This window comes from Thorsellia anophelis DSM 18579, from assembly GCF_900111395.1.
Classification (GTDB): Bacteria; Pseudomonadota; Gammaproteobacteria; order Enterobacterales; family Thorselliaceae; genus Thorsellia; species Thorsellia anophelis.
In genome coordinates this window covers 42,479-59,703 of record NZ_FOHV01000002.1, presented here as the reverse complement: position 1 = coordinate 59,703, position 17,225 = coordinate 42,479, and the positions used below count along the sequence as shown (strand labels likewise).

Sequence of the window (17,225 nt, the reverse complement as noted above, 5' to 3'; positions counted from 1 at the left end):
TCTAAATGTGATAGTAAACGCTCTGATTTAATTGTGATGTAACTCAATTTGCATAACATTAATTCTTTCAGCATTAAATGCTCCCGCGCAATAAGCAAGATAAAAACGCCATAATCTTATAAAAGGCATATCAAACCCACACGCTAAAACAGATTTTTGAACACCGTCAAAATTATCTAGCCATGTCAGTAGGGTCTTCGCATAATCTTTACCAAAAAAATAGTGATCTTCTGTTTTTAATCCAGAATTCAAGGCAACTTGATCAAAGCGTTCAGGACTCGGTAACATACCACCAGGAAAGATAAAACTCCTTATAGCATCACCACTTTTGCGGTATGCCTCAAAGTGAGGATCAGCAATTGTAATAGTTTGGATAACCGCCTTACCCTCTTTTGATAAAAGTGATTTCACTTTATCAAAATATGTTTTCCAATATTTTTCCCCCACCGCTTCAAACATTTCAATTGAAACAATTCCATCAAATTTACCTTGCACATCCCTGTAATCTTCAAGCGCAATATTAATTTTCTCTTCATGACCAGAAAGCCTATTTTTAGCAAATTGGAATTGCGCATCTGAAATAGTGAGCGCCTTTAAATGATGATCTAATACAAAATTGCTATGAGGATTCGCAACTCTATCAGCAAAACCACCCCAACCGCATCCGATTTCTAGAAGTGAGCTAGGCTGATTAAATTTATTTAAAATACGATCATATTTATTGCGCTGAGCTGAAGCGAGTGTTTCATTACCTTGCTGATAAATAGCAGAAGAATAGGTCATAGTTTCATCTAACCATAAAGAATAAAATTCATTGCCTAAATCATAATGCGCATGAATATTTTTCTTACTCCCTCGCTTAGAGTTACGTTTAAATAAATAAAATACTTGGCTTAAAAATCTTTGCACCCAGCTACCTGCAATATACCTAGATAAGGCATCGTAATTCAAAATAGCACATTCAACTAATGCGGCAATATCTGGACTATCCCAATGTCCATCTCGATAATCCTCGGCAAAAGCAATATCCCCCCTTAGCGCAAGATTAGAGATAACACTAAACTCATGCAAAATAAGGTGTGCATGAGGGCCTGGTTTATTTCCTTCAAATTGATAGGTTTTACCATTTGGTAATTCTAATACCAACGAGCCTGCATCTAGACAGGACAGCGCTCTTAAAAACACATCTGTTGTTTTTGTATTAATTGTTTGACTTATCATACCTTGCTCCAAATTTAAGACGCCTATCTTTTATTGTTTAACATTAAGATACGATAGGATTTTATAGCCATAAGATTTTTGAGTCACATTTTACGAATTATTAGATTATCGTTTAAAGTATCATACTTTCAGTTTACTTCAGGTTTCTAATTTATTAATTATCTGTAATTTGAATCGAACTATCATGACCGGTATACTGAGGTTACTACAGCTAATAAGCAACACTATTTAATCATATAACCAAAGAAGTAAACATTTAATCGATTTGATCAACTTTTTAAGTGCTTTGTTATTGAATGAGAATTCATTAAGAGTATAAACTTAATATAAGCTCTATGGATACCTATTTTAATACAATAGTGTCATTTTATAATAAACCTACTTCATTTACTCAAATACCTAAAAAATTGGAATTGTCATGACAAGAAAAAAAATCGCAATTATTGGCAGTGGTATTTCCGGACTAGGAGCAGCCTATTTACTTAATCCTCATCACGATATCACGTTATTCGAAAAAAATAATACATTAGGAGGCCATAGTCGTACCATTGAACTTGACACTTCTAAAGGTAAAGTCCCTGTCGATACTGGATTTATTGTCTTTAACTATCGCAATTACCCTCACCTCACAGCACTATTTGAACACTTAAGTGTCCCAATAGCAAAAAGTGATATGTCTTTTGGGGTCAGTATTGATGATGGTAGAATTGAGTATGGCACAAGAAAGCTTCCTTATATTTTTGCTCAAAAACGTAATTTATTACGCCCTGCGTTTTATAAAATGTTAAGGGATATCTTAAAATTTAATAAAATGGCGCTCGAGTTTGTCGCTCTCAACCCAAATGCAAGCATGCAACAATGCTTAGAAGAACTCAAGTTAGGTGACTGGTTTAAAAATTATTATTTATTAGCTATGGGAGGCGCTATTTGGAGTACACCGCTTGATGAAATGCTCCGTTTTCCAGCCAAAACAATGATTCAATTTTTCGATAACCATGGACTTCTCACCGTGAATAATCAACCTCAATGGTATACAGTAAAAGGTGGAAGTCGTGAATATGTCAATAGAATATCAGATTCATTTAAATCCTCCATACGCTCATCAACACCGATAAAATCAGTTATTCGAACCGACCAAGGTGTTGAAGTAAAAACGGCGTCAGATACTGTAGAATTATTCGATGAAGTTATCTTTGCTTGCCATAGTGATCAGTCCCTAGCGCTACTTTGCAATCCAAGTGAAAGCGAGAAACAAATACTAGGAAATGTTCACTATCAGCCTAATACGGTTTACGTTCATAATGACCTAAGCTTCATGCCAAAGCGTAAACAAGCTTGGTCAAGTTGGGTATATTTATCTGGTGGTAGACAATCAGGAACAGATGAATTGTGTTTAACTTATTGGATGAATAACTTACAACCAATTACAAGCGATTCCCCTATCCTTGTCACATTAAATCCTAAGAACCCACCTGATAGAAGCAAAATATTTGATAAACATGATTTTGAACACCCTAAATTTGACCAAAGTGCAATTAATGCACAAAATCGAATTGAGGAGATCCAAGGTATTGATAAAATTTGGTATGCTGGTGCTTGGTTAAGGTACGGGTTTCATGAAGATGGGTTATTAAGTGCCGTTAAAGTTGCCGAAAAAATGGGAATATCTCCCCCTTGGCTGCAAAAATAGTCAATCATAATAAAAGAGGTCATTATGCATACACAGTTGCCTAAACATTCAATCAAGCAAGCCTTGATATTGAAAGCTAATGTGATGCATAAACGTCTAATACCTAAAGTAAACGCCTTTAATTATGAGGTTTACTACCTATCATTACCTCTAGAATTATTAGAGTCACAAAATAAAACACAATTAGGAAACCTTGCACTAAATCGATTTAGTCTGCATAGTTTTTACTTTAAAGACCATGGATACCGTGATGACAGATCATTAAGGCAATGGGCAAATGATATTTTAACCAAATATTCGCAACCTATTTGGCATGATATAACACTCATTTGTATGCCAAGAGTACTTGGGTATGTTTTTAATCCTGTCAGTTTCTGGGTGTGCCGTGATAACGATCAAGCAATTAAGGCTGTGATTTGCGAGGTGAATAACACTTTTGGTGAAACTCATACTTACCTATGTCTCCCTCCAAGTAGTACCCACAGCTTATCACCAGAGGAGCCTCTCAATTCTGATGCGAAGATAAGCCCTCAAAATTGGTTAATTGCCGATAAATGTTTCCATGTTTCTCCTTTTTTACCTAGACAAGGAGAGTACCACTTCCGCTTTGATATACAAGAAATTTCTACTTATATTAATATTGATTACTACCAAGATAAAAACACTAAAACACTCATAACCTCACTTAAAGGTACGTTCTTACCGCTTACTCGCAAACAACGACTCATCGCTTTTATAACTTGTCCATTAGTCACTTTAAAAGCAATTGGACTTATCCATTATCAAGCCATAAAAATCTTAATTAAAAAAATTCCTTTTATCAAACTCCCTAAACAATTATCCACACATGATTCAAAGACTCGAAATAAATGATGGTAATAGATTACAAATAATTAATGCCTAAGTAGCCTTTTGGTAAAAGAGACTCAGATACAATTAAATTCATTCAAAAATGGCTAATAAATAGAAATCAATTTATTGGTTAAATAAAGTGATTGAATCTAGCGTTATTTTCAAACTATTTTTGCATTACGATTTCTGAAACCTAAGTAAGTTATCGTTTTTTTAGTAAAGCTGAACCATATTTATATATTTTAGGAGTCTAAAATGAATCGTTCAAACTCAATTTCTAATAGATTTATCGCACTATTAGGTGTATGCATTTTAAGCCCAGCCTTATATTTTGCATCTATGCACTCTAATGCAGATAATAAAGAAGTAAACAAAACTGATGCAAATTATGAAACATCAGTGTTAGCAGGAGGATGCTTTTGGTGTACTGAAGCTGATATGGAAAAAGTACCAGGCGTCATCGATGTTGTTTCAGGATATTCTGGTGGCACTATACCAAATCCGACTTATGATGCTGTTTCTTCTGGTACAACTGGACATATTGAAGTCATTGAAGTGACTTATGACCCTAGTGTCTTGTCTTATGAAGCAATGTTAGATGCGTTTCTTCGAGGCATAGACCCAACCGATGATCAAGGCTCATTTGTCGATAGAGGACCACAATACAGACCTGCTATTTTTTATAAAAATGAACAAGAAAAACAACAAGCTGCTAGCTTTTTAGCTGAAATTGATAAAGCAGGAATTTTTAAGAAACCCCTTAAAACGGAGTTAATCCCATTTGATACCTTTTATGTTGCAGAAGAGTACCACCAAGATTATTATATCAACAACCCTTTGCGATACAGATATTATCGACATGGCTCAGGTAGAGACCAATACTTAGATGAAATCTTTGGACCAGACCGCAAGACCGCACCAAAAACACTACGTCAAATGATCGACGAGAAAAATAAGCTGTCTTCTAATGTACCAGAACAAGTTGAATTTCGAACAGTGAACCAAGCATCAGACATGGATGAACCTAAATATTTTCGCCCAAGCGATGAAGAAATAAAACAAAAACTCAATGATATTCAATATAAAGTAACGCAAAAAGATGGTACTGAAAGACCTTTTGATAATCCTTACTGGGATAATGAAGAAGCAGGAATTTACGTTGATATCGTCAGTGGTGAACCTTTATTTTCATCAACAGATAAATACGATTCTGGTACTGGTTGGCCTAGTTTTACCAAACCCATAGACGAAAACTTTATTACAACTAAAGAAGACAATAGTTGGTTTGCGACGCGCATTGAAGTTAGAAGTAAATTTGCTGACTCACATTTAGGACATGTTTTTGATGATGGCCCGGCCCCAACTGGATTAAGATATTGCATGAACTCAGCAAGCATGCTTTTTATTCCTAAAGACGAGTTAGCAGAAAAAGGCTATGGCAAATATTCAGTTTTATTTGAAAACCAAGATAAAGCTTTATAATAAGAATCAGTTATCTAAACGGATTGTCATATCACTTTAACTGACTCGATTGAATGCTATTGAGAAAAGATAACTCAATAGCATTTTTCCTTTTATTTTTGACTGATAAAAAAGGATTTTCATATGAACAAAAAGGGTCTAATTGTCCTAATATGGGGGCTACTTTTATTCAGTTTCTTCTATTTTGATATCGGTCAATACCTTACATTAGAACGTTTACAATCTAATTATAAGCATTGGCATCATTATATTCACTCAGAAGTAAGTCATTTTTTACTGGCCTTTGCCCTTTTTTTCCTAACCTATGTCCTCATCACAGCGGCATCTATGCCTGGAGCAGCCATTTTAACCTTAGCTGCAGGTGCCTTTTTTGGTTTCAGTTATGGTTTGTTGCTGGTTTCTTTTGCCTCTAGCATAGGGGCAACAGGTGCATTTTTATTTGCACGATATCTTTTTAGAGCATCACTTACCAGTAGATTTCCAGATAAATTAGCCTCTATCAACCAAGGAATTGATACTGAAGGCGCGTTTTATCTTCTTACTTTAAGACTTGTACCTATTTTTCCCTTTTTTCTGATTAATACCTTAATGGGATTAACTCGCTTTAGGGTAGTTCAATTTTATCTCATCAGCCAAATTGGTATGCTACCTGGCACAATTATTTTCGTTTTTGCTGGCACTGAACTTGCAGCAATCAACTCACTTGATGATATCGTCTCCCCATCAATAATATTAGCCTTAACCCTTTTGGGGATTTTTCCTTTATTAATTAAAACGGGATTGCGCTATATTCAATACCAAAAACAGCATCGTTCTTTTTCAAAACCAAAATCATTCGACTATAACCTTATTGTCATCGGTGCGGGTGCTGCTGGTCTTGTCAGTAGCTATATTGCTTCAAGTGTTAAAGCAAAAGTGTTATTGGTTGAAAAAAATTTGATGGGAGGAGATTGCTTAAATTATGGCTGCGTACCAAGCAAATCCCTGATAAAAAGTGCAAGTGTTGCTCATTTAATTAACCATCAACACTCACATGGATTAATTCCAACCTCTCAGTTCTCCCTTACTGACGACGGATTTAAATCAATCATGCACTCTATCCGTTCAAGAATAGAACGTATTGCCCCCCATGATAGTGTTGAGCGATATGAATCTCTTGGTGTAGAGGTAAACTTAGGAGAAGCGACTTTGGTTGATCCTTGGCGAGTTAAAATCATCGATGCAATGGGCAAAACTAAGATTGTCAGCGCAAAGCGCATTATTCTTGCAACTGGTTCAAAACCAAATTGGTTAGACAGACCCGGTATTTCAGAGGTCAATGCACAAACAACCGAAACACTATGGCAAACACTCTATGAACGCCAATCGGCCCCAAAACATATTGTAATAGAAGGTGCGGGGCCTATTGGTGTAGAATTAGCTCAAAGCTTCAGCCGCTTGGGTATTAAAGTAACCTTGATTACAAAGCATAATGAGATTTTGATGTCAGAAGATAGCGATGTCCGACAAATCGCATTAAATATTTTACAAAAAAGTGGGGTCGAAATCCTTCTTAATAGTCAATCAGAACGTTATTTTACTTGTGAAAAAGAAGAATTAGTCCACCATGAGTCTTTACCATATGGTGTTAATATATTAAATCAGCATACTGCCTCAAGAATTGTTCATTTTGATCTGCTGATCCTTGCTATTGGCCGACAAGTCAAGTTAGATGGATTGGGATTAGAAAATTTGGGATTAGAGCCAAACTCATTAAATACCTTTAAACCCAATCAATTTTTACAAAGCCCTTTTGAGTCCATCTATTTAGCTGGGGATGCTGTGGGGAAACATCAATTTACTCATGTAGCCGCCCATCATGCTTGGTTTGCGACTGTGAACGCATTATTTGGATCATTTAAACGATTTGCAGTTGATGAACGTATCATTCCTATCTGCATCTATTTAGATCCGGTTATTGCGCGAGTCGGTTTAACACAAGAGAATGCAAAATTAAATAACATCCCGTATGATCTAACCACTTTCGACATAGCAGAGCTTGATCGAGCTATCACAGATAATGAGAATCAAGGCTTTATTAAAGTATTGACCAAGCCTAATAGTGATAAAATCTTAGGGGTAAGCATTGTGGCTCACCGAGCCGATGATTTACTAGCAGAATTTACCTTAGCTATGAAATATAATTTAGGCTTATCTAAAATATTAAGAACAATCCACCCCTATCCAACTTGGGGGGAAGCGAATAAACATGTGGCCGGTATCTGGCGAAGCAACCGAGTGGGTGCTTTAACCCATAAACTCTTATTGAGTTACCACAAATGGCAAAGAAAAGAATAATATGATTAAAATCAAAGAGACCTTATATTCTGTTCATAATTTGAATTTTAATGAGATAATCAAAACTTATCTCTATCGACATAATGAGGTCACGCAATGTTAGATGCTTATATCGCACCTAAATTAAAACCCATACTACTCCCTATCGTTAAAGTATTAGACAGATATAAAATACATGCCAATCACTTAACCTTAGTTGGTTTTGTCTTTGGGATAATAGGGGCAATTTTAATTAGCATGAATTGTTATTTATTAGGCTTGATGTTCATCCTCATAAACCGCCTTTTTGATGGATTAGATGGGGCATTAGCAAGACTAACACAATCACAAAGTGCCTCGGGTGGTTTCTTGGATATTTGTTTAGATTTTCTGTTTTATGCAAGTATTCCGCTCGCTTTTGCGATTGCGAATCCCCAACTTAATGGATTAAGTGCAGCCATATTACTCGCAACATTTATTGGAACAGGCAGCAGCTTTCTAGCATTTGCAATCTCTGCTGAACGGTTTGCAATCAAAAATCCTGTATTTTCTTACAAAAGCTTTTATTATTTAAATGGGTTAACCGAAGGAACGGAAACGATTTTATTTTTTTGTGCTTTTTGTTTATGGCCAATGTATTTTCCAATTTTAGCACTGATTTTTTCAGTGCTTGCAGGCATAACAATCATCACTCGAATTTATTTTGGTTTTCAAACAATCAAACAAAAAGAGCAAGGCGCAGAATAAAATAAATCAGCGTCTCATAAAACTGATCTTATCAATCGTATAAGGAGCGACAATGGACAATCAACAACTCGCTAATTTAAGGCGTGAATACCAACTTGGACGTTTAACTCGAGCGGATTTAACGGCTAATCCATTCATCTTGCTTGAAACTTGGTTAGATGACGCTAAAAATGCCAATATTCCCGATCCAAGTGCATTTGTTTTAGGGACCGTTAATGCACAAGGTCAAGCTTCACAAAGAATTGTATTAATGAAAGGTTTGGATGCCGGTCAAGGTACATTGAATTTTTTTACTAATTATGAAAGCCAAAAAGCACAAGAAATTGCACATAATCCACAAGTCAGCATTCTCTTTCCTTGGTATATGATAGAGCGTCAAGTGATTGCAACTGGCGTGGTAAGTAAACTAAGCTCAACCGATTCAGAACGATACTTTTATAGCCGGCCTAAAGAGAGCCAAATTGCCGCAATTGCTTCCTCACAATCGTCAACATTAAACTCTAAAACAACTCTATTAGATAAATATAATAAGTTACTGTTACAATATCAAAATGAAACCGTTCCTTTTCCTAAGAACTGGGGAGGATTTCAAATTAAAATTAACCAAATTGAATTTTGGCAAGGTGGAGAGCATCGATTGCATGATCGGTTCAGATATACAGTACAAAACACTAACAATAGCTGGTCTATTGACAGAATTTCCCCATAACATAGCCAAAAACTAAATCATAATGACTGAATCTTCAATTAGGCTCTGTTTTTTTATTGGCAGTATTATCATATTTGGCCTGTGTGAGGCATTTTGGCCAAGGCGCACCATTAAGACGCCTAGGTATCATCGCTGGACCAAAAATTATACATTTGTCATTTTAAGCAGTGTCATTATAAGATTTGTCTTACCGATAAGCGCAACAACTGCAGCGCTTATCGCCACTGAACAAGACTTTGGCTTATTTAATTGGTTAACGATTCCGTACCCTATACAAATCATATTAGGCATTATTCTATTAGATTTGCTGATTTATACACAGCATTTAATCTTCCATGCCATACCAATTCTATGGCGTATTCATCAAGTTCATCATATTGATGAATCTATAGATAGTTCAACTGCATTAAGATTCCATCCACTTGAATTTATACTTTCCGCGCTGATTAAGCTCTCTTTTGTCCTTCTTATTGGGATTCCATGGATAGCGGTTATCTGTTTCGAAATCATTTTAAATAGCATGGCAATATTTAATCATGCGAATTTAAAGCTGCCCCTAAAATTAGATGCTTTACTCAGAATATTATTCGTGACACCTGACATGCACCGTATACATCATTCCACCCACCAAGCTGAGTATCACAGCAACTTTGGCTTTAACCTATCAATTTGGGATAAATTATTTAAAACTTACACAGCAAATCCTAAAGAATCACATGAATCAATGCCTATAGGACAACCTGATTTCTCTAATCTTGAGCGAAATACCCTTTGGCGATTAATGCTCTTACCATTTAAACGAAAATAACGCTTAATCAGTGAACTTACTTTGCACCATTGACATTACCCCCTATCTAAAAGATAGGGGAGGCCTACTAGGGTTAGTTGATCACTAATTCGCTTCGGTGTTTTTTTGTTGCTGACTCCCGCCATTAATACAATGTTCACTCCAACAATATCCATATTTTCTTCAAACTCGCATCCAATGCATTTGAAATGAGCTTGTGTTAAACGGTTTTTATGGAACTTGGTTAATAGTTTGAAAGGTATTTCTAGTCGAATGCTTAAAAAAATATTATGCCGAACTAAAAAAAATTGGGGAGCTCGTTTGTAGTCGCCTTCTTACTTTTGCAGGAAGTTGTGATCGCACTCAAATATCTATTATCAAGCAATATATAGAAAAAAACCACAAGAATAACGACTACGTCGTTACACCTTACATCCCCGACATAGAAGACGGAGATATAAGGTAAATGCATAAATATTGAACGAGTTGAAATAATAGCTTTATTATTGATTAGATAATGCATTGAATTACAAAACATTAGAAAGAAAAAATAGATGTTTTTTGTATTATAAGAACGAAGTATAGCAATTTAGATAAGCTAATTTTGGGTTATACCCTAAACATATTCACTAGAATTTAAAGGCTTGAAGTTATTTCATTTCATACATTATACTATAGCGTAAATAAAGGAATGATAATCACGCACACACCAATCTTCCTGTATTTAATTGAAATTGAATATAAAAAAACTTCACCATTACATATAGAGCTCTTGTATTGGGAAAAACGCCTTACATAAGTAAGCTAGAAAACCGCACTTATTCGTTCTTAAAGTAATAGAAGAAGAATTTAAAATGCATCAGATAATCATGACTATCTCTATAGACTGATTTTATTACAAAAGGAACGTATAATGACATACTGTTTCTTTTATCATTAATTGGACACAACATATGACTAACTCTATTAAAACTGTTGCGGATATTCGTCAAGCATTTATCCAATATTTTGAAGCTAAAGGGCATAAAGCGGTTGATAGTAGCTCGCTAGTGCCACAGAACGATCCTACCTTACTATTTACTAATGCTGGTATGAACCAGTTTAAAGATTTGTTTTTAGGTGCCCAAACACGTGATTACACCCGAGCGGTTACCGCTCAAAGATGTGTCCGTGCTGGTGGTAAACATAATGACCTAGAAAATGTCGGATATACAGCCCGCCATCATACCTTTTTTGAAATGCTCGGTAACTTTAGCTTTGGAGATTACTTCAAGCGAGATGCCATCCATTATGCCTGGGAATTACTGACTAGTGAAACCTGGTTTAATCTTCCAAAAGATAAACTTCTGGTTACAATTTACCATAATGATGATGAAGCATTTGAGATTTGGCATAATGAAATTGGGGTCCCTTCTGAAAAAATTATCCGCATAGGAGACAACAAAGGTGCGCTTTATGCCTCTGATAATTTTTGGCAAATGGGTGATACTGGCCCTTGTGGACCTTGTTCAGAAATATTTTATGACCATGGTGATCACATCTGGGGAGGCCCTCCTGGCAGTCCTGAAGAAGATGGGGATAGATTTATTGAAATCTGGAATTTAGTTTTCATGCAATTTAACCGCCTACCTGATGGGACAATGGAAAACTTACCAAAACCCTCCATAGATACAGGTATGGGGCTTGAGCGTTTAAGCGCAGTTATTCAACATGTTAACTCCAACTATGATATTGATTTATTCCAAACTCTTATCAAAACGATTGGACAGTTACTGAATGTGAGCGATCTTAATAATAAATCATTACGGGTCATTGCAGATCATATCCGTTCTACTGCTTTTTTAATCGCTGATGGTGTGTTACCTTCGAATGAAGGTCGTGGATATGTATTACGTAGAATTATTCGAAGAGCTGTAAGGCACGGCAATTTACTTGGGGCAAAAGAAGCTTTTTTCTATAAACTAGTCAATCCACTTATTGATGTTATGCACAGCGCAGGTACTGAAATTGCCCGGCAACAGACTTTAATTGAGACAACACTCAAAGCAGAAGAAGAACAATTTGCACGCACTTTAGAGCGAGGTTTGATGCTATTAGATGAAGCCTTAAGCCAATTAAAAGGCGACGTACTAAGTGGTGAAATCGTATTTAAGTTGTATGACACGTTTGGTTTCCCTATCGATTTAACCGCTGACGTGTGTCGTGAAAAAAATATTACGATTGATGAGGCAGGTTTTGAACGTGAAATGGAAAACCAGCGCAAGCGAGCTCGTGAAGCAAGTGGGTTTAATACTCAATACGCTGCCCAAATTAGCCCTGACCAAAAGTCTGAGTTTGATGGATATTTCAATCTTTCAACAACAGCAAAAATTGAAGCAATTTATGTCGATGGAAAACCTGTTGAAACGCTTAATGCAAATCAAGAAGCTATTCTAATTCTAGATAAAACCACTTTTTATGCAGAATCTGGAGGGCAAGTTGGAGATGTTGGGCAAATCAAAAGTGCAAATAACCTATTTAGTGTTAGAGATACACAAAAATATACTGATGCGATTGGCCATGTCGGAAATCTCACTCAAGGTTCACTTAAGATAGGTGATTTAGTAGAAACACATATTGATGAAGAAAGAAGAGCAGCCATTCGCATTAATCACTCAGCTACTCACCTACTGCATTCGGCACTTCGCCACACATTAGGTGAACATGTTGCTCAAAAAGGATCACTAGTCAATGAACATTACTTACGCTTTGATTTCTCCCATACTGAAAGTATCACCCAAGACCAACTGATTGAAATTGAAAATAGCGTGAATGATGAAATTCGTAAAAATCATCTCATTGATACTACTTTGATGGATATTGATTCAGCAAAAGCCAAAGGTGCAATGGCACTATTTGGTGAAAAATATAGCGATGAGGTACGTGTACTATCAATGGGAGACTATTCAATTGAGCTATGTGGTGGAACTCATGCAAGCCGCACTGGTGATATAGGATTATTTAAAATCTTAAGCGAATCGGGTATTGCTGCTGGTATTAGGCGTATTGAAGCGACAACTGGTAAAAATGCACTCTTGCGTTCCCAAGCTGATGAGTTGCAATTAATTCAATTAGCTTCAATGCTAAAAAGCGATAAATTAAGCCTAGTTGATAAAATTACTCAGCAACTTGAAAAAACAAAGCTACTTGAAAAAGAAATTGCACAACTTAAGGCGGCTCAATTAAGTCAAAATAAACAAGCTTTAATTGAACAGGCAAAAGAAGTTAAAGGTGTAAAATTATTAACTCACAAGATTGAAAGCAATGATATCAAACTGATTCGAAATTTGATTGATGATATAAAAAATCAAATGGGTAGTGGAATTGTGTTAATCGCTAGTCTCGATAAAGAAGCGGGCAAAGCAACGTTACTTGCGGGTGTCACAAAAGATTTGGTCAGCACTTACAGTGCAGGAGCACTAGTCGCCTATCTAGCACCAATAATCGATGGAAAAGGTGGAGGCAAACCTGATTTTGCTCAAGCAGGTGGCACTAATCTTGAGAAAATTGAACAGGCCCTTAACTCTGCTGAATCATGGATAAATTCATTATAGCCAGATAATTATTGCGAATAAATGAATGTTAATTCATTTATTCGCCTATTATAAAAGCTAATTTGATTTATTATTTTATTCCGCCCTGCAAATATTCATTCATTATCAAAAACATAGGATAAGCACCTAATATTTCTTAGCTTATCAATCAATTGTCCAAACCAATTACAAAATAAGAATTATGTAAGTTAATGTTTAGAATGAATTTTAAATGTAACAAACAGAAAGAAACATCAAATTGCAAAAAATAATTAGACATTTATGTTTCATTTTTTGTATTATAATGACTCAGGTAAATTTCTCATCGAATTAGGCTGATTTTTTGCCTGAATATTTATTCGATTTAACTAACATTTTAAAAGCATAAATAGGGATTATATAATGCTCATTTTAACACGGCGTATCGGTGAGACACTGATTATAGGAGATGACGTAAAAATTACAGTACTTGATGTTAAGGGAAATCAGATACGAATTGGTATCGATGCACCAAAATCATTAAGCGTGCATCGCGAAGAGATTTATCAAAGAATTCAACATGATAAAGCAAAAGAACTATAACCAACTTATGTAAGTTATTCATCTTAGTCTGATTATAAGTGTCTTGTTTCGTTTTACGTCATAAAATCTGTTTTATTTTATACATGCCAGGTATAAATTTTAAATAAATACAGTAAACGTAAGGCACGCAATGTGCCTTAAATGGTTGCATAGAAATTAAATCGTTAGCCAGCATAATAAATTCAATGCTATAACACTGTCTATTTCCCTATTATTATTAAAAACAACCCTAAATTCCCCTTTTTTAACCATATCCTATTACGAGTCAATCAAATTTAATACATTTAATTCTACTTTGACACAAATTAATTAAAGGTGAATTCAAGTCAAAAAAATAATATTTTCAATCTAAAAAAGTGCATTTAAGCAACTAGCATGCTTATTTGTGATGCTTTTTCAGCAAAACTGGATATGTTTTGTTCAAATAACACTAAATAATGAAAAAATGAATTGACTTAAAATTTTCAAAACGTATCATACTCGCCACTTCAAGACGCTTTGCGTTCTGAAAGGTGAGGTGGCCGAGAGGCTGAAGGCGCTCCCCTGCTAAGGGAGTATGCGGTTAATAGCTGCATCGAGGGTTCGAATCCCTCCCTCACCGCCATTTTTTTATGCATCCGTAGCTCAGCTGGATAGAGTACTCGGCTACGAACCGAGCGGTCGGAGGTTCGAATCCTCCCGGATGCACCATTCATTTAGCATGAATACCCGCATTAAAAACTCCTGTGCATCCGTAGCTCAGCTGGATAGAGTACTCGGCTACGAACCGAGCGGTCGGAGGTTCGAATCCTCCCGGATGCACCATATCATAAAGTATTTTACCTTAAGCTATACTGATGACAATCTAATCTGCATGAAAGATGGTTTTTGGTTCTGCATAGATAAATCTAAACATGGATATAATTGATCTTTTTACGCAACCATTGTCTCCGATTGCTTGGCTAGCTTTATTCATCAATAGCTTTTTAAGTGCTACTATTTTACCATTGAGCTCAGAAGTCTTATACTTAACACTTCTTCACATTGGTAACTATCCCGTTTGGTTTCTTTGGCTAATTGCGACTATTGGAAATAGTTTAGGTGGTATAACAAATTTGATCATTGGACGCTTATTTCCTGAAAAAATCACATCACAGCCTAAAACAAAAATGCTCATCATCGCTACAAAATGGATTAAGTGCTATGGCTACTATAGCTTACTGTTAAGCTGGGTTCCTTTAATCGGGGATGTATTATGCATCATTGCCGGCTGGCAAAGACTTAACCTAAAAAAATGCGTATTTTATTTAACTTTAGGCAAAGCTACTCGCTATTTAGTGCTAAGCCTGCCCTTCTATTTTTAAATAAAATATAGACTAGCATTAATTGCTAAAGATCTAACTATTCAAACTAATTAACTATCATGCCTTATACTTAATAATTATACTAAAAATAGACTAATTATCCCCTATTATCTATTGAAAATGTTAAACTGACATAAATTTAAAACCTACTAGAAAATTAAATTTATCATCATTATTAGCCACTATTTCTGAGTTAAGAAGTAATTTTATGGCTAGATATGGTACTTTATGACTTAATAAGATACATTATCAATTAACTGAAAGTAGGCGGGTTAGGTAAAGATAATGAAGTGATTTACTGATTGAGCATAAATTCAATCAGAGCCTGATTGTTATATTATAAAAAAAGAGAACTTATTGTGATTCCAAATATTTCATCTGAACTGAACTGGTTAGAAAAGCATCCTGATAGTATTATTGGTATTATTAGAGGTATTGAGCGCGAAACATTAAGAATTGATCTTAATGGAAAATTATCACAAACCGACCATCCAGCTCAATTAGGCTCAACGCTTACTCATCCTTGGATAACCACTGATTTCGCAGAATCTTTACTAGAATTTATAACGCCAGCAGACACTAACTTAACCGAAACACTGAGTTTTTTAAAAGATTTACATATCAATACCATAAAATCTCTTCCAAATGAGCAATTTTGGCCATTCAGTATGCCTTGCTTTATTGGTGATGATGAAGAAGTTCGCTTAGCACAATATGGTAATTCTAATATTGGCAAGCTTAAGACTTTATATCGTGAAGGATTAAAGCAGCGTTATGGCGCTGTTATGCAAACTATCTCTGGTGTGCACTATAATTTTTCATTCCCTCTTTCCTTCTGGCAAGCCTATCTTGGTGTTGAAGATGAAGTGACTGGTAAAGACAAAATTTCATCTGGGTATTTAAATTTAATTAGAAATTATTACCGTTTTGGCTGGGTTATCCCATTCTTATTTGGTGCATCACCAGCGATTTGTCGCTCTTTTTTGAACAATAAGCAAACTCATTTACCTTTTGAATTTAATGATTCTATGGCTTACTTACCTTATGGTACATCTTTAAGGCTAAGTGATCTAGGCTATACTAGTAATGCTCAAACAAACTTAGGTCTAACATTTAATAATATTGATACTTATATCGGTCAATTACGCCATGCAATGACTTTAAGCTCAGAAGAATTTAAGGCAATTGGACTAGAAAAAGATGGTAAGCGCATTCAGATCAACACTAATATTTTACAAATTGAAAATGAACTCTACGCCCCAATACGTCCTAAACGAGTCACAAAAGCGAATGAAAGACCTTCTGATGCCATTTTACGCGGTGGCATTCAATATATTGAGGTTCGTTCACTAGACATTAATCCATTTGACGCTATTGGCATAAGTGATGAACAAGCACGGTTCTTAGATCTCTTTTTAATCTGGTGTGTTCTAGCAAAGGCTCCTGAAATGAGCAGTTCTGAATTACAATGCACAAAACGTAATTGGCAAACAGTAATCGTTGAAGGAAGGAAACCCGATCAAACGATTGCTGTTGGTTGTGGGAATGAAAATCATCCTCTACGCCTTGTTGGGAAAAGCTTATTTGTTGATTTAATTAGAATTGCTAGAATATTAGATAAAAATGAACAAAATAATCGCTATGAAATGGTATGTGAAAAATGGATAAGGGCTTTCGATGAACCTGAACTCACCTATTCAGGCATCTTATTGCAGGCCTTTAAAGAACAGGGAATGACTAATTATGGTCTGAGTCTTGCTAAAAAATATAAAGAAGAACTCAGTCAATCAGATTACCAATTCTTAACTCAAATGCAGTTTGATATAGAAAAAGAGCAATCTATCACGAAGCAATGGGAAATTGAATCACAAGACACCCTGTCGTTTAGTGAATTTTTACGCCTAAATGGCGGTCAATAATAAAT

The 17,225-nt window shown here is 35.5% G+C and carries 12 protein-coding genes and 3 tRNA genes; 14 read left to right on the top strand and 1 reads right to left on the bottom strand.

The features are described from left to right. Positions 1–27 precede the first annotated feature (27 nt). Positions 28–1,221 (bottom strand): SAM-dependent methyltransferase, encoded by a 1,194-nt coding sequence (locus tag BMW37_RS01480; RefSeq protein WP_093317090.1) that lies wholly within the window; start codon positions 1,219–1,221, stop codon positions 28–30. A 418-nt stretch (positions 1,222–1,639) separates the two neighbouring features. Here BMW37_RS01480 and BMW37_RS01475 point away from each other — a divergent pair, with 418 nt between their 5' ends. The 14 genes from BMW37_RS01475 to gshA all read left to right on the top strand — a co-directional run bounded on the left by BMW37_RS01475 (position 1,640) and on the right by gshA (position 17,220). Continuing rightward, positions 1,640–2,911, top strand: a complete 1,272-nt coding sequence (locus tag BMW37_RS01475) for an NAD(P)/FAD-dependent oxidoreductase (RefSeq protein ID WP_093317088.1) — start codon at positions 1,640–1,642, stop codon at positions 2,909–2,911. A 24-nt stretch (positions 2,912–2,935) separates the two neighbouring features. Then, positions 2,936–3,784, top strand: coding sequence for a DUF1365 domain-containing protein (locus BMW37_RS01470; RefSeq protein ID WP_093317085.1), 849 nt, complete (start codon positions 2,936–2,938; stop codon positions 3,782–3,784). 234 nt (positions 3,785–4,018) lie between these two features. Further along, positions 4,019–5,245: a peptide-methionine (R)-S-oxide reductase MsrB gene (gene msrB, locus BMW37_RS15860; RefSeq protein WP_093317082.1), complete on the top strand. Its 1,227-nt coding sequence runs from the start codon at positions 4,019–4,021 to the stop codon at positions 5,243–5,245. Between the two features lie 123 nt (positions 5,246–5,368). Next, positions 5,369–7,582 carry an FAD-dependent oxidoreductase gene (locus tag BMW37_RS01460; protein ID WP_093317080.1) on the top strand — a complete coding sequence of 738 codons (2,214 nt, stop codon included), beginning with the start codon at positions 5,369–5,371 and terminating at the stop codon, positions 7,580–7,582. Between the two features lie 96 nt (positions 7,583–7,678). After that, positions 7,679–8,308: a CDP-alcohol phosphatidyltransferase family protein gene (locus tag BMW37_RS01455; RefSeq protein WP_093317077.1), complete on the top strand. Its 630-nt coding sequence runs from the start codon at positions 7,679–7,681 to the stop codon at positions 8,306–8,308. Positions 8,309–8,360: 52 nt separating this feature from the next. Beyond that, positions 8,361–9,017 (top strand): pyridoxamine 5'-phosphate oxidase, encoded by a 657-nt coding sequence (pdxH, locus tag BMW37_RS01450; RefSeq protein WP_093317075.1) that lies wholly within the window; start codon positions 8,361–8,363, stop codon positions 9,015–9,017. Between the two features lie 22 nt (positions 9,018–9,039). After that, positions 9,040–9,825, top strand: a complete 786-nt coding sequence (locus BMW37_RS01445) for a sterol desaturase family protein (protein ID WP_093317073.1) — start codon at positions 9,040–9,042, stop codon at positions 9,823–9,825. A 932-nt stretch (positions 9,826–10,757) separates the two neighbouring features. Continuing rightward, entirely contained in the window at positions 10,758–13,397 is a 2,640-nt protein-coding gene (gene alaS, locus BMW37_RS01440; protein WP_093317070.1) for an alanine--tRNA ligase, read from the top strand. A 381-nt stretch (positions 13,398–13,778) separates the two neighbouring features. Then, positions 13,779–13,958, top strand: coding sequence for a carbon storage regulator CsrA (gene csrA, locus BMW37_RS01435; RefSeq protein ID WP_093317067.1), 180 nt, complete (start codon positions 13,779–13,781; stop codon positions 13,956–13,958). 511 nt (positions 13,959–14,469) lie between these two features. Continuing rightward, positions 14,470–14,562, top strand: a tRNA-Ser gene (locus BMW37_RS01430). 9 nt (positions 14,563–14,571) lie between these two features. Beyond that, positions 14,572–14,648 (top strand) — tRNA-Arg (locus BMW37_RS01425). 37 nt (positions 14,649–14,685) lie between these two features. Beyond that, positions 14,686–14,762 (top strand) — tRNA-Arg (locus tag BMW37_RS01420). 89 nt (positions 14,763–14,851) lie between these two features. Then, a complete protein-coding gene (locus BMW37_RS01415; RefSeq protein ID WP_093317065.1) occupies positions 14,852–15,301 on the top strand; it encodes a YqaA family protein in 450 nt (149 codons plus the stop codon). 359 nt (positions 15,302–15,660) lie between these two features. Beyond that, positions 15,661–17,220, top strand: coding sequence for a glutamate--cysteine ligase (gshA, locus tag BMW37_RS01410; protein ID WP_093317063.1), 1,560 nt, complete (start codon positions 15,661–15,663; stop codon positions 17,218–17,220). The last annotated feature ends 5 nt before the right edge of the window (positions 17,221–17,225 follow it).